We start from the raw sequence: 18,496 nt of genomic DNA on the forward strand, positions 1-18,496 counted from the left end.
CCCACCTGCTGACGGGCCACTTTTGCTCACGCCCGCAGGAGGAATCAGGATGACGACTTACAACTGGGATTTGATCGAACGTTTGCTGCACGAAGTGCAGAACGGCGAGGGCAGCTTTGCCCCGCGCAAATATGCGGAGCAGGAAGCCGCCGACAAGGCCACGGCCGGTGAGTCCATCGGCAACCTGGATACGCTGAAAAAGACCGCTGCCGACTATGAAGCGTTGCTGTTCAAACGCGGCTTTATCGAATCGCGCCCGGAAGAACAGGGCGGTAACGGCGAGAATTTCATTTTGACCCCACGGGGAGCGAGCCTGCTGTCCCTGATTGACAGCTCCATTCCTGGCAACGCTCATCCGCGTCAGGTCATGGACGAGCAGGAAGACGCATTGGACCCTGAAACCTTTGATCGCGTGGCTTCCGAAGCGGCGATTGCGGGCGGCGCGATCTAGGATCGTTGTCGAGTTGCTAAGGCAGCCCGCATTTCAACGGGCAGCGGCCTTGAGGCACTTGAGTGCCTTGAAGTCGCTGCGCACGCCGTCGATTTTCTGGGTGAGTTTTAACCGCTGTTGCGGCGTGCTGTCGGCCATCAAGTCGACGATCAGGCTTCGCGCTTGCGCTTCAGTCTGGGCGTAGGCGGCACGGTATTGCGGGGTCCATAGGCTTTCACGGTCCACCAGCAGTTGCTGCATCTTTTGTGGGAAATCGGCACTGCGGCGTTGCTGGACCGCGTCGATAAACTGCGCCTGCCAATGGGCGCGGTTGCCGATCCACTGCTCATTCTGCTCACCCAGCGCGACCGACCAGGCCAGGACGCGGGCTTGCTGGCTGGGGCTGAGCGGGCCCATCCAGCTGTCCAGGCGCTTGCGCATGCGTTCGGCGCGCTCCTTGATCTGCTGTTGCAGTGGGGGCTTGAGGTATTCGTCCTGACGCTTGCGCAGGTCTTTGACCAACGCGGCGTTCATGTCCTCGACCTGCTCATCGTCCAGCCCTTGCAGCAGCTCGATGGCCGACGGGGTGATTTCTCGTGCTACTTCGGCAATCGCTTGTTTGGCCTCGACGGTGCGGGTTTGCAGCGCGGCGTCCGTGACTTGATTGGCGTCCACCATCTGTTGCAGACGGTCCAGCCAGTCCAGGTAACCCGGCAGTTGCGTGGTGCAATGCCAGGCCAGGTGTTCTTTGAGTGTGTCGTTGAACCAGCTCTTCTGCCCGGCGTTCATGTCCAGGTAGTCATTGAGAGTCCAGGGGATGATCACGTCCAGATTGCGATAGGCCAGGCCCACGCGATTGCAGCCGGCGAGCACCAGGCTCAGGGTCAGTACTACCACCAATAGTTTGAGCCGACGCAGCATGAGCGGATACTTGCACAGAGGGGACTTGTGCATGTGAACCCTGGCCGGGTCCGACAGTTCAGCCCATCAATAAAACGAGCGCACGGCCTTGAGAGTCAGCAGGCCATCGCATTGCGCGTTGTGCCCGGAGTAGGCGGAGCAATTGCCGCCACTGAGGCTGGAATCGCTGTAGATCAGGTCCAGGTCGATGCCCTTCCAGGCGCGGGAAAACTGCACCGACCAGTCGCTGAAACTGCTGATGGAGCCGCCATCCACCGACACTGGCGAGCCTAACTGATGGGTGGTGTACTTCATGCTTACCCCGATCCCGAACGGCTGTGTGCCGCTAAGGTCGGCAAAGAGGGTGCTGTCCTGGCGGTCCGGGTCGTTGCTGAAGGAGGCGCCGAAACGATTGCCGAGCAGGTTCAGACCTCCGTAGAACTCCTGGCTGTTGAGCGGGCTGAGGGTGGGGTAGCTGTAGTGGATCAAGCCGACTTCGTAGCCCAGGGTCTGATCGAAAGGGTGTTTGAAGCCCATATACGAATCGATTTCGAGGTTGCTGGAGGAGGATAGCCCCATGTTCGGCGAGAACTGGCCGAAGTACAGGCCGCTGTCGTGGCTCAGATCCAGGCCGCCGTGGAACGAGCCACTGCCCGGCGACGTCGGCTTGACCAGGCCCTGGGCCATGCTGCGGCTGGGGGTTGTACCCAGTTTCAGGTCGAAGTCGCCCAATTCGCGTTGGAAGATTTGCGCTTCGGCCAGAGGGCTGGCGACCAGGGCAGTGATCAGGAATATGCAGGGTTTAAACATGCTTCACTCCATGAAAAGCGAGGAGCAGTGACGGAAAAATCGGGCAGATGCCCGCGCTAGACGCGTGCAAGGATACCGGCGAATAGCAGTCGGTGAGGCCCGTTCGTCGATTAGGGTGCTATTGAATGCAATGGGAGGGTGGTACTGACGCTAGTCCTAGCGCCTTGAAGGCAAGGCGCTTAGGGACCAGGTGTGTTGCGAGAGTGTTACTTCTTGCCCAGGCTGATCTGCTTGGACGGGCCGAAAGTCTGGCCGCTTACGCCCTTGGCAATTTGCTGGATTTCGCCACCGGATTTAAGGAACGCAGCAATCTGGCTGTTGATCGATTCGCTGGTTTCAACGGCGGGAGCTGGCTTTGCTTTGCTGTTGGATGCTTTTACACGCATGGCGGCCACTAACCTGTAGAGAATTAACTTGGCCAGGCATCGTACATGAAATACTTGACAATTGCTTGGTAAATATCCCCTGAGAATAAAGCGCCCGGTTGAAAATGGGCAAAGTTGGGCCTATGAATAACCCGCTAACTTACTGTTTTAACTGGAAAGCCCTGGAACGACTGGCCTGGCGCTCCGGGCAAAATTCATCGGGATGATCTGACGAGCGGGGCAGGGCCAGCAGAAAGCCACGCAACCCCTGGATTTTTCAGGCGTGCGCGCGTGGCGGGCACAACTCGGGTAGAATGCCGCCCACGTAACGAGGGGTTTGGAAATGGCTTTAGTCGGGCGCTACAACAGCTTGCAAGTGGTTAAACACACTAACTTTGGTTTGTACCTCGATGGTGCGCAAGACGGTGAAATCCTCTTGCCTAATCGGTATATCCCCAAAGATATTCCCAGTGAAGATGAAGACTGGCTTAACGTTTTTATTTATCTGGACAGCGATGACAAACTTATCGCTACAACTGAAAAGCCCAAAGTTCAAGTGGGCGAGTTCGCCAGTTTGAAAGTAGTGGAAGTCAACAGCATTGGTGTATTCCTCGATTGGGGGCTGCCCAAAGATCTGTTGCTGCCTTACTCGGAAGAAAAGCGTCAGTTGAGCGCGGGTGAGTATTGCGTGGTGCATGTCTATCTCGACAAGCACACTAAGCGCATCACCGCCACCGCGCGCCTTGATCGCTACCTGGACAAGACACCCGCCAACTATCAGGTGGGCCAGGAAGTCGATCTGCTGGTGGCTGAAGCCACCGATATGGGTTTCAAGGCGATCATCAACAACAAGCACTGGGGCTTGATCCACAAGAACGAAGTCTTCAAATTCCTGCGTCCCGGCAAGGAAGAGAAAGGCTTTATCAAGGAGATCCGCGCCGACGGCAACATCAGCTTGAGCCTGCAACCGGTCGGTCAGGAAGCGGCCTCCAGCCTGAACTCGAAGATCCTCGCCAAGTTGCGCGAAAACAACGGCACCTTGCCGGTCAGCGATAAAAGCGATCCGGCGGTGATCAGCAACTTGTTCGGCGTGAGCAAAGGCAACTTCAAGAAAGCCATCGGCGCGCTCTACAAACAGGGCCAGATCGTGATTCATGCCGATCGCATTGAACTAAGCTGAGGGCGTTTTGCTCTTCTGTAGGCGCTGACCGGCGCCTACAGAGGCTGTTTCCATGACCAAGAAAATCCTGTTTGCCTACCTGGGCACGTTGCTCGCCTTTTTGATTCTGGACGGCCTCTGGCTCGGCGTCCTTATGGGCCCCACCTACAAATCCCTGCTGGGCCCTCTGATGCTCGATCAACCTCGGCTGTTGCCCGCGGTGCTCTTCTATCTCTTGTATGTGCTCGGCTGCGTGGTATTCGTGGTGCTGCCCAGCGTCAGTTGGCAGCGCGCGGCGCGCTTGGGCGCATTGTTGGGGCTGGTGGCGTACGGCACTTATGATCTAAGCAACTGGGCCACGTTGCAGGGTTGGTCCGCTCAACTGGCAGTGATGGACATGGCTTGGGGCACCTTCCTCACGGCGGCCTGCTGCACGGTGGGTTACGTGTGTGCACATCGGGTGCACTGATGATTGTGTACAGGATAAATCTGCACCGTTGCTGAGCGAAGTGCCGCTGATTAAGGTTCGCTGATCCCCTTGGACTGCCGTAACACAGGGATTGTGTGCCATTGGCACGTATTCTGCTGACGATCTCGTATACAAACCATGCCGCCTCCCGTATGCACCTGCTACGGCAGCGCAGGCCGGTATGACGAGGAGCCAGCGATGACCGAACAATTGCCCAACGGCTACAGCCCACGCCTGTACAACCAGGACCTTGGTCCACTCCCGCAAAAGTGGACCTGGTACAACATCTTTGCCTTCTGGATGAGCGACGTGCACAGCGTCGGTGGCTACGTGTTCGCCGCCAGCCTGTTCGCGCTGGGGCTGGCCAGTTGGCAGGTGTTGATCGCCTTGCTCGCCGGCATCTGTATCGTGCAATTGATCGCCAATCTGGTGGCCAAGCCCAGCCAGCAAGCGGCAGTGCCTTACCCGGTGATTTGCCGTCTGGCGTTCGGGGTGTTCGGTGCGAATATTCCCGCGGTGATTCGCGGCCTGATCGCCGTGGCGTGGTATGGCATTCAGACCTACTTAGCGTCGAGTGCCTTGATCATCGTGGTACTGCGATTCTTCCCACAAATGGCGGTCTATGCCGAGCCGCATTTCGCGGGCCTCTCCTACCTGGGCTGGTTTGGTTTTCTCAGCCTATGGGTGCTGCAAGCCGCCGTGTTCTGGGCCGGGATGGAATCCATCCGCCGTTTTATCGATTGGGCGGGCCCGGTGGTGTACGCCGTGATGTTTATCCTGGCCGGCTGGATTGTGTGGAAGGCGGGTTGGGCGAATATCAGTTTCACCCTGGCGGAAAAATCCCTGTCGGGTTGGCAAGCGTTTGGCCAGGTGATCGTCGCCACGGCGTTGGTGGTGTCGTACTTTTCTGGGCCCACCCTGAATTTCGGCGATTTCAGCCGCTACTGCCGCAGCATGCAAGACGTGCGACGCGGTAATTTCTGGGGCCTACCGGTGAATTTTCTGGCGTTTTCCCTGGTCACCGTGGTGATTGTTTCAGGCACCTTGCCGGTGTTTGGCGAGATGCTGCATGACCCCATAGCCACCGTCTCGCGGATCGATAACAGCATGGCTGTTCTGCTCGGTGCCTTTGCATTTGTAACCGCGACCATCGGCATCAATATCGTCGCCAACTTTGTATCCCCGGCGTTCGACTTCGCCAACGTCGCGCCGAGCAAAATCAGCTGGCGCGCCGGGGGCATGATCGCGGCGGTGGCCTCGATCTTCATCACCCCGTGGAACCTGTTCAATAACCCGCTGATGATCCACTACACCCTGGATATTCTCGCGGCGTTCATCGGGCCGCTGTTCGGCATCCTGCTGGTGGACTTCTACCTGATCAAAAAACAACGGATCGATGTGGATGCGCTGTTCGATGACAGCCCGAACGGACGTTATTACTTCGAAGGCGGTGTGAACTGGACAGCCGTCAAGGCGCTGGTGCCCGCGACGCTGGTGGGCGTTGCGATCACCTTCACCCCGGCATTGCAGGGCCTGGCCAACTTCGCTTGGTTCACTGGGTGTTTGCTGGGCGGCCTGTTCTTTCTGGTGCTGGCGCGACGCGAGCAGGGTCGCGTGCCGGTGCCGTTGGTTGCGAGCTGAGGACGATCCCGCCCGCCACTAACAGACCTGCACCGGCGATTACCAACGCTGGCTGCAAACCGCCGCTCACATGGCTGCTGATCGAGGCCAGCAACGGGCCGCTCAGTTGCCCGATGGCGAAGCTGGCGGTGAGCAGCCCGGTGTTGCGCTGGTAGCCGTGGGGCGCGATCTCTCGCAGACGCGCCATCACCAGTTGCATGCAGGCCAGGAACGGCCCGCCGCATAGCAGCACGCCCAAGGCCAGGCCCCAGCCATTGCCCAGCAGGCAGGCGAACACCCCGGCCGCTTGCAGCCATAAGGTCGTCATCAGCCAAACTCGGGTAGTGTGCGCATCCTTGCGGCGCAGGCTCGCGGCCACCACGCCAAGGGCCGATGCCAGGCCAAAGCAGGGCCAGAACAGATCGGCCTGCCAGGCGCCCTTCAATTGTGCACTGGCCATTTGCGACAGAAAGGTCGCCGGGATGATGTAGCCCACGCCGTACAGCACGTAAACCCAGCACAGATGCGTGATGCTGCCATTGCGGCCAGCGCTGACGTCGGCCCCTGGCGCGGCGGTTGCCTTGACCGGCGGCAGGAACGGCAGAATCGCCAGCAGCATCACCAACGCCACGCCGCCATACACCCGCCACAGTATTGCGCTACTTTGCCCCACTTGGTTGGCGACCAGTGCCAGCACCCCCGTCAGCAAAATCCCCAGCCCCGGTCCGGCAAATACCAGTGCCCCCAAGCGCGGGCGGCCGGCGGCAAGCGCCAGGGGCTGGCTCAGGCTGGTGATCATCACCAACGCCCACGCGCTCGCCACTCCCGTGCCGAACCGGAGTAACAAATGCGCCCAAAAGCCATGGGCCCAAGACGAGGCCACGGTCAGCAGCACACACAGCCATAAGCCGCCGTACAGACGGCCGCGAATATGCTGATGGCTGCGGGCGAACATCGAATCCACTGCGCCGACGAAATAGCCCAGGTAGTTGGCGGCCGCGATCAGGCCCGCGTCAGTCAGGTCGATCTGGCCTTCATTCAATAGGTGGGGCAGTTGCGGAGTGAGCGCGAAACGGCCAATGCCCATAGCCATCATCAAGGCGATGAAGCTGGCGAGTAAGCGGATTAACGGCGACATGGTCAGGGGTTCCTGCAAGAAACGTATGACGGTCAGCCTAAGGTGCATTGACTTTCTGCAAAAATGAATAATAGTGAGCAACTTGTTCAGTTTTGGAGAAAGGCATGGAGTTCAGTCAATTGCGCATCTTCCAGGCGGTGGCCGAAGAGGGCTCCATCACTCGCGCGGCCGAGCGCCTGCACCGCGTGCCGTCGAACCTGTCGACACGCCTCAAGCAGATGGAGGAACAGCTCGGCGTCGAATTGTTCGTGCGCGAACGTCAACGCTTGCAGTTGTCCCCGGCAGGCAAGGTGCTGCTGGACTACAGCACGCGTCTATTGGCCTTGCATGACGAAGCCCACAGCGCGGTGCAAGGCGGTCAGCCGGCAGGGGATTTTGTGCTGGGCAGCATGTACAGCACCGCGGCGATTCACCTGCCGACCTTGTTAGCGCGTTATCACAAGGCTTATCCGCAGGTGAACTTGCAGGTGCAGTCGGCGCCCAGTGGCGAATTGCTTGAAGGCCTGATCACCGGGCGGCTCGACGCGGCCTTGGTGGACGGCCCGCTGACCATCGCCTCTTTGGATGGCATCCCGTTGTGCGAAGAGCGCTTGGTGCTGATCTGTGAAGCGGACCATGCGCCAGTGCGCGGGCCTCAGGACGTGGCTGGTCGCGCAGTGTTCACCTTTCGCCGCAGCTGCGCTTATCGCGCGCGTCTGGAAAGCTGGTTTGCCCAGGATCGTGTGGCCATGGGGCGCGCTATTGAGATCGAGTCGTATCAGGGCATGCTCGCCTGTGTGATTGCCGGTTCGGGAGTGGCGTTGATGTCCGAATCCATGCTTGCCAGCCTGCCGGGCAGGGACAGTGTGTCCGTTCATCCGCTGATAGGGCAATTTGCCACTGCGACCACCTGGTTGATGTGGCGAAAAGGTATGCTCGGCGCTAACCTCAACGCATGGATCGACCTGCAGCAAACAGGCAAGGCCGAGTTGCTGCCAGACACCCGCGCCATCGCTTGAGCGATCCGTCAGGATTCAGACCTATTCGGTAATAGTTCGTTGTGGTTTGCCGCAAGCAATACGTAGTACTTAGGGCTATTATCAGTAGGAAGCGGCGATATTTTATGTAGGGCAATTCAGCTTCCGCCGATCCGCACTACCCTCAAAGGGGGCACCACCATGAAAGAGAAAATTCAAAACTGGCTCCATGACCTCGGCGTCGCCCTGGGCTTGATCGAGCCACCGCTGCAGCCGGTGCCGATTCGCACGGATGATGAGCAGCGTCGCCCACGTCGCCGGTGAGCCGCGATTAAGGGAACATTGAGCACTTCGCAACTGTAGCAGCAGGCTTGTTAGGGCAAGTCTGCCACCACAGGTGTCTTAGTCTGCTCTGTGTCACACGTTCGTCTTTGAGTATCGGAATCGGACTACTTGTTTGTCAGATTCGCCTGGCTTAGTTAATCCGAAAAATCAGCGTAGAAAAAATCTCCAGCACCTACATGAATCTGCTGGAGATAAGCCCATGACGCTCTCATGTGTCCCGCCCGTCGCCGCTTCACTGATCGCCACCCTCGACACGGTTTTACACATCGCCCCTGTCTCTAGACGCTGGAGGGCCGACGCCCCCGGCAACGTCGTGTTTCTTCCCCCCACCCTGGCCAAGCAGACACTGCTGTTGCAGATCGCACTGTTGCGGCCGTCCGCGTTGATTGTCGCGGACCAAGTCATCGACGCCGAAATCATTGAGCGCTGGCGCACAGCCCACCCATTTGGCGACCTGTGTCTGATTCGTAGAGGCACGAGCCTGGATAAAGTACGACTGGACTTGTGCGAAGCGAACGATATTCGAGTAATCAATACCCCGGGCATCAACGCGCCGCATGTGGCGGCGTATATGGCGCATTGGCTGACGCTTGGCGAGGGGGCCTTGCCTTCTGAAGTCGGCGTAGTTGGCTACGGGAATGTGGGCAAGGCGCTTGTCAGATTGTTGCTTGAGCGTGACCCCCATGTGCGAATCAAGGTGCTGGGTGAGCATCAGTCCCAAGAGACCGCCGACAGCAGAGTGACATTTGCGGTGGACCGGTTCGAAGCGCTGACGGGGGCCCATGCTGTCGCCCTATGCCCGACCCGGAATGACGAAACCACGCCCCGCATCGATGGGGCGTTGATTGAGTGTCTGCACCCACACGCCCGTCTGGTTTGCGTCGTCGAGCCAGACGTGTTCAGCGACGATGCGGTCCAGGCCCTGGCAGTGGCTGAACACCTTCAATTGGTGCTGGGCTGCGGGTCCGTCACATTGGGTGAGTTTCGCTCGCGCGCTCAACTGCTTGGATGCAGTCTCGATACCTGGCGCAGGCCGGTGACCTTCACCATTCAAGCCACCTCCAGCGATGCCTGCCATGGCGACCTTGACCACGCCGTCTGCGTTCAGCAGAGCCTGATGGCCGTGCGCGGCCTGCTCAAGCGGTCCCTTGCCAAATCTTTCACTATCCCGACCGTGCAAACTGATGCCGCCGCGCCATGTGTGTCGATCGTCGGCAGGGGGATCAATAGCCTGTTTCAAGCCGTGATGTTCCGCTTGGCCAACTATCAGGTCACGGTGTACGGAACCGAACGACACAGCGATGATGCCCGCCTTAAGCACGTCAATATGTGGCCCATGTCAACAACGCAGCCGACAGCAGAACCAGAGCCCGACCACCGCTTGCCCGTTGAGTGTCACCGCGCAGGGCTAGAGCTGTTCGAAAAGCTGCTGGCGGACAACCCTTCGTTGGCACGACTCGCACACGGGCAGGCGACCACTGCGTTGTGGGATGAGCTTGAGGCGCTCTTGGGTGCCTCTGGGGTCCGGTTTCTGCCCCAGCAGTTGAGTCCGGCTCAAACTGCCGCACTGAGTAGGCGGCACTGCGTTGTGTCGGTCTTGGAGGGTGATGATCTCGAAGAACTATCCATCGTGTACCGCTGCGCCCACAACCGCATGGTCGCCGGCGGAACCTATGCCGCGGGCACCACGCAGGGGTTGCTGTGGGCTTCTCTGGTGCAGGAAATCATCCAAGCCAAAGCGCCTATGGTTTTGGCCATGAACGCCCAATAAAAAAAGCGGGTGCGACCTCCGACGTTGCACCCGCTGAAGAAACCGCTTTGTCTCACACCGCCCGAGCTGTCACGCCTTGTGGCTTGCGCGACAGCAGGCTCACCGCGACAAAGCTCACCAGCCCCACCGCCAGGCTGTAGTAGATCGGTGTGTTCGCATCCAGGCCATCCTTGAACATGAAGACCAGCGCCGTCACAAAGCCCAGGGCCATGGAGGCGATCGCGCCAGGTGTGCTGGCGCGTTTCCAGAAGATCGCGCCGATCAGCGGGATCAACATACCGCCCACCAACAGGTTGTAGGCCAGGGTCAGAGCGCTGATTACGTCGTTGACCACCAACGCAATGCCCAGCACTGTCGCGCCGGTCAGCAGGGTGAACAAGCGGTTGAGGCTCAGGCTCGACTGCTTGCCGCCGCGCAGGCGCGGCAGCAGGTCTTCGGTCAGCACGGTAGAGGCGGCCAGCAAACCGGCGCTGGCGGTGGACATCATCGCTGCCAGCGCTGCGGCGATCACCAGGCCGCGAATGCCGTCTGGCAGCGACAGTTTCACGATAGCGGCGAAGGCGTTGTTGACGTTGTCCAAGTCCGGGATCAGCACATGGGCCGCCATGCCGATCAATGCACAGGCCAGCCCGTAGAGCACGCAGTAGAAACCGGCGAAGGTTCCGGCGTACTGCGCGACTTTTTCATCACGGGCGGTGAACACCCGCTGCCAGATGTCCTGGCCGATCAAAATGCCGAAGAAGTAGATCATGAAGTAGGTGATGATGGTGTCCCAGCCGATCGCGGTGAAGCTGAAACTCGACGCCGGAAGCTTGGCCACCAGTTCATCCCAGCCACCGACGCGGTACAGGCAGATCGGCAGCAGGATAAACATCAGGCCGACGGTCTTGATCACGAACTGCACGATGTCGGTAAGGGTCAGCGACCACATGCCGCCGATGGTCGAATACACCACCACCACGCCGCCGCCCAGTAGCACCGACACCCAGAACGGCAGGCCGAACAGCACTTGCAGCACGGTGCCGATGGCCAGGATCGAGGTGACGCCGATCATCAACGCATACGCCAGCATGATCACCGCGCTGGCCTGGCGCGCCATGGGGTTGTAGCGTTTTTCCAACACCTGAGTGACGGTGAAGATCTTGAGCTTGAGCAGCGGCTTGGCCAGAAACAGATTCAGCGCAATGATCCCCATGCCCAGCGCCGCGCACAGCCAAAAGCCCGAGATGCCGTGCACATAGCCCAGGCGCACCGTGCCGACGGTAGACGCGCCACCCAGTACCGTGGCGGCCATGGTGCCCATGTACAGCGACGGGCCCAGGTTGCGGCCGGCCACCAGGTAATCTTCGTGGGTCTTGGCGCGGCGCATGCCGTAATAGCCGAGCACGAGCATGCCGGCGGCGTAGATGAGTACGACGAATAAATCCAAAGCCATGACGGCGAGTCTCCGATTATTGTTTTAGGCGGTTTGCACGCGGGTAGTGGCCAAAGCCCTGGCCGACTCGGTCGGTCCATACACCGACGCCGGCTCCGGGAACACCCGCAACAGCGTCAGGTACACCACCGAAGCCAGCCCCAGGGTCACCGGCAGGCTGATGTCGATGCCGTCGGCCAGGTTGCCCAGCGGCCCGACGAACTGCCCCGGCAGGTTGACGAAGCACAACCCCACCAGCGCGCTGGGAATCCATGCCCCCAAACCGCGCCAGTTCCAGCCGTGGCTGAACCAGTAACGCCCGCCGGTCTCGCCGCGGGTGAACACTTGCAGGTCATCCGGGCAATAGAAGCCGCGGCGCACGATCAGGCCGATGATCATCATCACCATCCATGGCGTGGTGCAGGTGATGATCAGCACGGCGAAAGTCGACACGCTCTGCACCAGGTTGGCGGCGAAACGTCCGATAAAGATGAAGGCAATCGACATCACGCCGATCAGCAATGTCGCCCTGACCCGAGAGAGCACGCGCGGGAATACGCTGGACATGTCCAAGCCGGTGCCATACAGCGAGGTGGTGCCGGTGGACATGCCGCCGATCACCGCGATCAGGCACACCGGCAGGAAGAACCACGTCGGCGCCACCGCCAGCAGGCCGCCGACATAGTTGTTGGCCGCGATGTAATCCGGCGCCTTGACCGCCACGATGGTCGCGGTGGCCAGGCCGAACAGAAACGGAATCAGCGTGGCGATCTGCGCGGCGATCACCGCCAGCATGATGCGCAGTTTCGGCGTCTCGCGCGGGATGTAGCGCGACCAGTCCCCCAGGAACGCACCGAAGGAAATCGGGTTGCTCATGGCCACCAGTGCCGCGCCGATAAAGGCCGCCCAGAAGCCGCTCTGGCCGAGGGCCAAGCTGCCGGCGAAATGGCTGTCAAAGGTCGGTGCGAAGGCAAAGATGCCCAGTAGGAACAGTAGGCTGGCCGCCCACACGGCAATGCGATTGACCCACAGCATGAAACGAAAGCCATAGATGCACACCGTCAGCACCAGCAGGGCAAACATGCCGTAGGCCAGGCCAAGGGTCAGGTCGGTTTCCGGCAGGCCGATCAGACGTTTCGCTCCGCCGACCAGCGCATCCCCCGAGCTCCACACCGACAGGGAGAAGAAGGCAATCGCCGTCAGCAATGACAGAAACGAGCCGACAATGCGCCCATGCACGCCGAAGTGCGCGCCGGACGACACCGCGTTGTTGGTGCCGTTGAGCGGCCCGAACAGGCCCATGGGCGCCAGGATCAGCGCGCCCACCAGCACGCCCAGCACAATCGCCCACACACCGGCCTGGAATGACAGGCCGAACAGTACGGGGAAGGAGCCCAGCACGGCGGTGGCAAAGGTATTGGCACCGCCGAAGATCAGTCGGAACAGATCCTTGGGGCTGGCGGTGCGCTCGTGGTCCGGGATCTGTTCGACCCCGTTGGTTTCTATGGTGCGAATACTTTTTTGGTTGTTTTTATTATTCATGATCAGCTCCGATCACATTGGCTAAGGGGGCGGCAGCCCTTCCGGCATAGCGGACAAATGTTCGTGACAGGCCAGCCACAGGCCTTGTTTTTGTTGTGTGCCAGACCCTTGCCGAATAAACACAATGGTCTCGCGTTCCTGGCTGGAGCAGTGCTCCCCATGCATGCGCAACTCGGTGGCCACGTCATGCATAAAAATCGCCACATCCCCGTGCAGGCTGACGTGGGCATTACTCGACGTGCAGGACAGCACCTCGAATCCTTCGTCCCTGCGCCAGCTGTCCCACAACGTCTGGTACGCGTCGCGACTCAGCAACGGCTCGGGCAGGGTATAAAACACAAAGCTGGCATCGGCGGTGAATGCGTCGAAGTAGGCGGCGCGGTCATTGCGTGCGAACGCGGCCACCAGGTCGGCGGCCGCTTGCAGCACCTCGTGCGCGCTCATCAACGGTGCGCCACGCCAGGCAGCACGCAGAGCATTTCGTACAGCAGATTCGCGCCCAGCAGGGAGGTATTTCCGGTGGTGTCGTAGGGCGGCGACACTTCCACCAGGTCGCAACCCACCAAGTCCAGGCCCTGGCAACCGCGGATGATTTCGATCGCCTGAATGGTGGTCAACCCGCCGATTTCCGGGGTGCCGGTGCCAGGTGCCCAGGCCGGGTCGATACCGTCGATATCGAAGCTCAGGTACACCGGGCCGCCGCCGACTTTTTCCCGCACTTCGGCCATCAGAGGGGCGAGGGAGTGGTGCCAGCATTCTTCGGCCTGGACTACGCGAAAGCCCTGCTTGCGGCTCCAGTTGAAGTCTTCGGCGGTGTAGCCCTGGGCGCGCAGACCGATCTGCACCACGCGGTCGCAATCGAGCAGGCCTTCTTCCACCGCGCGGCGGAACGTGGTGCCGTGGGCGATTTTCTCGCCGAACATATGGTCGTTGACGTCGGCGTGTGCATCGATGTGCACCAGTCCGACCTTGCCGTGTTTTTTGTGGATCGCCCGCAGGATCGGCAGGGTGATGGTGTGGTCGCCGCCCAGGGTCAAGGGGATCACGTCGTGTTCGAGGATCTCGTGATACGCCTCTTCGATAATGCGCACGGCATCCAGCAGGTTGAAGGTGTTGATTGCCACGTCACCGATGTCCGCCACCGACAGCGAGTCGAATGGTGCGGCGCCGGTGGCCATGTTGTAAGGGCGGATCATTACCGATTCGGCGCGGATTTCGCGGGGCCCAAAGCGGGTGCCGGCGCGCAGTGAGGTGCCGATGTCCAAGGGCACGCCGATAAACGCGGCGTCCAGACCCTTGGCCGTTGGCAGGTGGGGCAGGCGCATCATGGTGGCGATGCCGGCAAAGCGCGGCATTTCGTTGCCGCCCAGTGGTTGGTGAAAAATCTTGTCCACGGGAGTGCCTCATCGTTGTTTTGGTTGTTGGGGGCCGATTCTGCGAAAAGCGCGGCGCCGGACAAATCGGCTGAGGCAAATACTTAGTTCAGATTTTTCTAAACTAAAGTAGGCAGGTAGACTGCCGCTCTCAACCCTCGGAGCCGCCCATGGCCAACGCCTTGCCAGACCTGAAACTCCTGCGCATCTTCGTCAGCGTCGTGCGGCACCAGGGGTTCGCCAATGCCCAGCACGAACTCAACCTGTCGACATCGGCTATCAGCACCTATATGAGCCAGCTGGAATCGGCGCTCGGCCTGGTGCTGTGTCATCGGGGGCGCGGCGGCTTCAGCCTGACCAGCAAGGGCGAGTTGTTCCATCAGGAAACCCTGCGCTTGCTGGCCGAGCTGGAAGGCTTCGAGCAGTACGCCGCCGCGCTCAAAGGGGAATTGCGCGGTACCCTCAAGCTCGGCGTGCTGGACTCCACGGTCAGCGACAAGGCGCTGCCGTTCGCTGAAGTGATCGGCGCCTACAGCCAGGAACACCCGGCGGTGCACCTGCATCTGTCGGTCATGAGTCCCTACGAATTGCAGCTTGGCGTGCAGGACAATCGCCTGGACCTGGCGATTGGCGCCTTTTCCAATCGCATGAGCGGGTTGATCTATATGCCGCTGTACCGCGAGCAGCACTGGCTGTATTGCAGCTCGCGCCATCCGCTGTTCGGCGAGCGGCGTATTCCGGAACAGGTGATTACCCAGCAGCGCATGGTTGGACGCGGCTATTGGAGCCAGGCGGAACTGGCGCGCCATGGTTTCAAACACAGCGCGGCGACCGTGGAAAGTATGGAGGCGCAGTTGATCCTGGTGCTGTCCGGCGCCTATATCGGTTACCTGCCGGAACACTACGCCCAGGCCTGGGCCGACAAAGGCGATCTGCGGGTGTTGTTGCCCGCCACCTTTGGTTATCAGGCACCGTTTTCGATGATCATGCGCCGGGGCCGCAGCCGCGAACCGTTGATCCAGACTTTCCGCGACTTACTTAAAGCTCAGCTCAATCAGGCCTGATACCAGCATGTCCAGACCCCAATGTTCCCGTTGCCTCAGGCCCGCCGCCCATTGCTTGTGCGCGCTGATTCCCCGTCTGGATAGCCGCACTCGGGTGTTGTTGTTGCAGCATCCGAGCGAGGTCAACCATGCGCTCAATACCGCGCGCCTGGCGGCATTAGGTTTGAACAATGCGCAACTGGTGGTGGGCGAGGTGTTCGATGATCTGCCGACCTTGTTGAACCCTCCCGGCTATCAGGCACGGCTGTTGTTTCCCGCTGACGACGCCCAGCCATTGCACGCTTATGGGCTCGACGCCCAGCCGCTGTTGCTGGTGGTCCCCGACGGCACCTGGCGAAAAGCACGTAAATTGCTGCACCTGAATCCGTTGTTGGCGGCGTTGCCACGGGTGTCGCTGGCCGAGGGCGGTGTGTCGCGCTATCGGCTGCGCAAGGCGCCCGGGCCGGGAGCCTTGTCGACGGTTGAAGCAATTGCGCAGGCATTGCAGGTGCTGGAGGCACCCACTTCTTTCGAGCCGCTGCTCAAACCTTTTGAAGCATTGATCGACGGGCAGATTGCGGCGATGGGGGACGAGGTTTTCCAGAAGAATCATGGCGGCGGGCATTGGGAGTAGGCGGGGGGCGTTGCAGCTTGAAATGCGCTCGCATGTGGGAGGGGGCTCGCCCCCGATAGCCCCTCACAGCTGCCCATTTCCCTCGCTTATTCCCATAAGCCATAAGTACCGCACTTTGCGTGATATGGCCCGCCGACCTTTCCCGGTATGATGTGCGCCCCGCAGTCTGGATTGCGAATACGCCATGACCTTGCAGTACCCCACTATCGCCGATTGCGTCGGCAACACGCCTCTGGTCCGCTTGCAACGCATGGCGGGTGAAACCAGCAATACCCTGTTGCTCAAGCTCGAAGGGAACAACCCGGCCGGCTCGGTAAAAGACCGCCCGGCGCTGTCGATGATCACTCGCGCCGAGTTGCGCGGGCAGATCAAACCGGGTGACACCCTGATCGAAGCCACCTCGGGCAACACCGGGATCGCCCTGGCCATGGCCGCCGCGATCAAGGGTTACAAAATGATCCTGATCATGCCCGACAACGGCAGCGCCGAGCGTAAGGCGGCAATGACCGCCTATGGCGCCGAGTTGGTGCTGGTGACCCAGGAAGACGGCATGGAAGGTGCCCGCGACCTCGCTGAGCGCATGGCCGCCGCAGGCCGTGGCCTGGTGCTCGACCAGTTCGCCAACGGGGATAACCCTGAGGCGCACTACACCAGCACCGGCCCGGAAATCTGGCGCCAGACCCAGGGCACCATCACCCATTTCGTCAGTTCCATGGGCACCACCGGCACCATCATGGGCAACTCGCGTTTCCTCAAGGAGCAGAACCCGGCGATCCAGATCGTCGGCCTGCAACCGATGGAAGGCGCGGCCATCCCTGGCATTCGCCGCTGGCCAGAAGCCTATCTGCCGAAGATCTACAACGCCTCGCGGGTCGATCGCATCATCGACATGGCCCAGCGCGAAGCCGAAGACACCACCCGCCGCCTGGCCCGTGAAGAAGGCATCTTCTGCGGCGTTTCCTCCGGCGGTGCGGTGGCCGGCATGCTGCGGCTGTCGAAAGAAGTGGAAAACGCGGTGATCGTCGCGATCATCTGTGACCGAGGCGACCGTTACCTGTCGACCGGCATTTTCGACGAACCCAACTGATGGCCAAGCACGACAGAGGCCTGCGCTTCCAACCGACGGGCGGCAGCCGGGCCCCACAGATTCCGGTGGGCAAGAAACAACGCCTGACCATTGAGCGCCTGGCCAATGACGGGCGCGGCATCGTGTTCTTCGAAGGACGCACCTGGTTCGTCAATGGCGCCCTGGCCGGCGAAGAGGTCGAAGCGCGGGTGTTGGGCACCCACGGCAAAGTGGTCGAAGCCCGCACCGAGCGGGTGTTCAGCGCCAGCGAACTGCGCCGCCCTGCACCTTGCGCGCATTTCGGCCGCTGCGGCGGCTGCAGCGTGCAGCATCTGGCGCATGACGAACAACTCGCCCTGAAACAGCGCATGCTCGCCGAGCAACTGTCCCGTGTGGCCGGTATCGAGCCGTCGGAATGGGCGGCGCCGTTGAGTGGCCCGGAATTCGGCTACCGTCGCCGCGCCCGCGTGGCCGTGCGCTGGGACGCCAAGGCCAAGACCCTTGAAGTGGGTTTTCGCGCGGTGGCCAGCCAGGACATTGTTGCCATCGATGAATGCCCGGTGCTGGTACAGGCCTTGCAGCCGATCATGCAGCGCCTGCCGAACATGCTGCGCCGCTTGAGCAAACCTCAAGCCCTGGGGCATGTGGAGTTGTTCAGCGGGTCGTCCATCGCTGTGTTGTTGCGACATATGGCGCCGTTGTCCGAAGCGGACCTGCTGGTGTTGAAAGAATTCTGCGCGTTCCATAACGCTCAATTGTGGCTCCAGGGTGAGGGGCAACCGGCACCGGTGGAGCCCGATCTGACCCTGGGATTTGGCCTGGAAGCCTGGGATCTGGAGCTGGCGTATCGGCCAGGGGATTTTGTTCAGGTCAACGCCGGGGTCAATGAGGCAATGGTGGCCCAGGCCCTGGAATGGCTGGCGCCGCAACCCGACGAGCGGGTGCTGGATCTGTTTTGCGGTCTGGGCAACTTCGCCTTGCCATTGGCGCGCCAGGTGCGTGAAGTGGTCGCGGTAGAAGGTGTGCAGACCATGGTGGACCGGGCGGCGCTCAACGCCGTCAGCAACAATTTGCATAATGCGCGGTTTTTTCAGGCCGATTTGTCTCAGCCTTTGACTGACGCAGAATGGGCCAAGCAGGGCTTTTCTGCGGTACTCTTGGACCCACCTCGCGATGGTGCTCAGGAGGTGGTGCGCAAGCTCGCCACCCTGGGAGCCAAGCGTCTGGTGTATGTGTCCTGCAACCCGGCGACGCTGGCGCGGGACACGGTTGAGTTGGTCAAGCAAGGCTACCGGCTAAAACGTGCCGGGATCCTCGATATGTTTCCGCAGACAGCGCATGTCGAGGCCATGGCGTTATTTGAAGCGGGCTAGGATGCCCGTTTAATCCGACTGGCCTGCATTCTCCAGGGCCGTGATCCGCCAGGGAATCTGCAGGGTGAGCTTTAGTGATAAAGCAGGT

General features: G+C 60.6%; 19 protein-coding genes. 11 read left to right on the forward strand and 8 right to left on the reverse strand.

What is annotated here, in order from left to right; genetic code table 11:
• The first annotated feature begins 49 nt into the window (after positions 1-49).
• Entirely contained in the window at positions 50-451 is a 402-nt protein-coding gene (locus ACFZPT_RS13675; protein ID WP_034099630.1) for a hypothetical protein, read from the forward strand.
• 33 nt (positions 452-484) lie between these two features.
• Here the strand turns inward: ACFZPT_RS13675 and ACFZPT_RS13680 are convergent, their stop codons facing one another.
• From ACFZPT_RS13680 to ACFZPT_RS13690, 3 genes are all read right to left on the reverse strand, one after another.
• Complete coding sequence (locus ACFZPT_RS13680) at positions 485-1,351, reverse strand: DUF6279 family lipoprotein (protein WP_099311963.1); 867 nt, start codon at positions 1,349-1,351, stop codon at positions 485-487.
• Positions 1,352-1,417: 66 nt separating this feature from the next.
• On the reverse strand, positions 1,418-2,140 hold the full coding sequence (locus tag ACFZPT_RS13685) for a TorF family putative porin (RefSeq protein ID WP_034099626.1): 723 nt from the start codon (positions 2,138-2,140) through the stop codon (positions 1,418-1,420).
• A gap of 206 nt (positions 2,141-2,346) precedes the next feature.
• Entirely contained in the window at positions 2,347-2,526 is a 180-nt protein-coding gene (locus tag ACFZPT_RS13690) for a hypothetical protein (protein WP_003193095.1), read from the reverse strand.
• A gap of 322 nt (positions 2,527-2,848) precedes the next feature.
• On the opposite strand from ACFZPT_RS13690, the gene ACFZPT_RS13695 reads away from it, so the two are divergent.
• The 3 genes from ACFZPT_RS13695 to ACFZPT_RS13705 all read left to right on the forward strand — a co-directional run bounded on the left by ACFZPT_RS13695 (position 2,849) and on the right by ACFZPT_RS13705 (position 5,774).
• Positions 2,849-3,685, forward strand: a complete 837-nt coding sequence (locus ACFZPT_RS13695) for a S1 RNA-binding domain-containing protein (RefSeq protein ID WP_034099624.1) — start codon at positions 2,849-2,851, stop codon at positions 3,683-3,685.
• Positions 3,686-3,737: 52 nt separating this feature from the next.
• Positions 3,738-4,133, forward strand: a complete 396-nt coding sequence (locus ACFZPT_RS13700; protein ID WP_034099623.1) for a DUF2177 family protein — start codon at positions 3,738-3,740, stop codon at positions 4,131-4,133.
• 198 nt (positions 4,134-4,331) lie between these two features.
• Entirely contained in the window at positions 4,332-5,774 is a 1,443-nt protein-coding gene (locus tag ACFZPT_RS13705) for an NCS1 family nucleobase:cation symporter-1 (RefSeq protein WP_099311966.1), read from the forward strand.
• Here ACFZPT_RS13705 and ACFZPT_RS13710 read toward each other — a convergent pair.
• Positions 5,686-6,891, reverse strand: coding sequence for an MFS transporter (locus tag ACFZPT_RS13710; protein WP_099311968.1), 1,206 nt, complete (start codon positions 6,889-6,891; stop codon positions 5,686-5,688). The genes ACFZPT_RS13705 and ACFZPT_RS13710 overlap by 89 nt on opposite strands.
• 104 nt (positions 6,892-6,995) lie before the next feature.
• On the opposite strand from ACFZPT_RS13710, the gene ACFZPT_RS13715 reads away from it, so the two are divergent.
• The 3 genes from ACFZPT_RS13715 (at position 6,996) to ACFZPT_RS13725 (ending at position 9,963) form a co-directional block, all read left to right on the forward strand.
• Positions 6,996-7,889 carry a LysR family transcriptional regulator gene (locus ACFZPT_RS13715; RefSeq protein WP_099311970.1) on the forward strand — a complete coding sequence of 298 codons (894 nt, stop codon included), beginning with the start codon at positions 6,996-6,998 and terminating at the stop codon, positions 7,887-7,889.
• A 159-nt stretch (positions 7,890-8,048) separates the two neighbouring features.
• A complete protein-coding gene (locus ACFZPT_RS13720; protein WP_003193089.1) occupies positions 8,049-8,171 on the forward strand; it encodes a PA1414 family protein in 123 nt (40 codons plus the stop codon).
• A 220-nt stretch (positions 8,172-8,391) separates the two neighbouring features.
• Complete coding sequence (locus ACFZPT_RS13725; RefSeq protein WP_047881300.1) at positions 8,392-9,963, forward strand: amino acid dehydrogenase; 1,572 nt, start codon at positions 8,392-8,394, stop codon at positions 9,961-9,963.
• Positions 9,964-10,015: 52 nt separating this feature from the next.
• Here ACFZPT_RS13725 and ACFZPT_RS13730 read toward each other — a convergent pair whose 3' ends face one another.
• From ACFZPT_RS13730 to speB, 4 genes are read right to left on the reverse strand one after another with little or no spacing between them, the layout of a single operon-like run.
• Positions 10,016-11,398 carry a sodium:solute symporter gene (locus ACFZPT_RS13730; protein ID WP_034114773.1) on the reverse strand — a complete coding sequence of 461 codons (1,383 nt, stop codon included), beginning with the start codon at positions 11,396-11,398 and terminating at the stop codon, positions 10,016-10,018.
• A gap of 24 nt (positions 11,399-11,422) precedes the next feature.
• On the reverse strand, positions 11,423-12,919 hold the full coding sequence (locus tag ACFZPT_RS13735) for a cytosine permease (protein WP_034114772.1): 1,497 nt from the start codon (positions 12,917-12,919) through the stop codon (positions 11,423-11,425).
• A 21-nt stretch (positions 12,920-12,940) separates the two neighbouring features.
• Positions 12,941-13,363, reverse strand: coding sequence for a nuclear transport factor 2 family protein (locus tag ACFZPT_RS13740; RefSeq protein ID WP_034099612.1), 423 nt, complete (start codon positions 13,361-13,363; stop codon positions 12,941-12,943).
• Positions 13,363-14,313, reverse strand: coding sequence for an agmatinase (gene speB / locus ACFZPT_RS13745; RefSeq protein ID WP_034099610.1), 951 nt, complete (start codon positions 14,311-14,313; stop codon positions 13,363-13,365). The genes ACFZPT_RS13740 and speB overlap by 1 nt, the downstream gene beginning before the upstream one ends.
• Before the next feature lie 149 nt (positions 14,314-14,462).
• Between speB and ACFZPT_RS13750 the strand changes: the two genes are divergently transcribed.
• The 4 genes from ACFZPT_RS13750 to rlmD all read left to right on the forward strand — a co-directional run bounded on the left by ACFZPT_RS13750 (position 14,463) and on the right by rlmD (position 18,408).
• The gene (locus ACFZPT_RS13750) at positions 14,463-15,356 is read left to right on the forward strand and encodes a LysR family transcriptional regulator (protein WP_034099609.1); all 894 of its coding nucleotides are present in this window, start codon (positions 14,463-14,465) and stop codon (positions 15,354-15,356) included.
• 7 nt (positions 15,357-15,363) lie between these two features.
• Positions 15,364-15,969 carry a tRNA-uridine aminocarboxypropyltransferase gene (locus ACFZPT_RS13755; protein ID WP_099311972.1) on the forward strand — a complete coding sequence of 202 codons (606 nt, stop codon included), beginning with the start codon at positions 15,364-15,366 and terminating at the stop codon, positions 15,967-15,969.
• A 184-nt stretch (positions 15,970-16,153) separates the two neighbouring features.
• Positions 16,154-17,056, forward strand: coding sequence for a cysteine synthase CysM (cysM, locus tag ACFZPT_RS13760; RefSeq protein ID WP_099311974.1), 903 nt, complete (start codon positions 16,154-16,156; stop codon positions 17,054-17,056).
• The gene (gene rlmD / locus ACFZPT_RS13765) at positions 17,056-18,408 is read left to right on the forward strand and encodes a 23S rRNA (uracil(1939)-C(5))-methyltransferase RlmD (protein ID WP_047881303.1); all 1,353 of its coding nucleotides are present in this window, start codon (positions 17,056-17,058) and stop codon (positions 18,406-18,408) included. The genes cysM and rlmD overlap by 1 nt, the downstream gene beginning before the upstream one ends.
• Positions 18,409-18,496 lie beyond the last annotated feature (88 nt).

The organism is Pseudomonas sp. MD330_10, from assembly GCF_042610415.1.
Classification (GTDB): Bacteria; Pseudomonadota; Gammaproteobacteria; order Pseudomonadales; family Pseudomonadaceae; genus Aquipseudomonas; species Aquipseudomonas rhodesiae.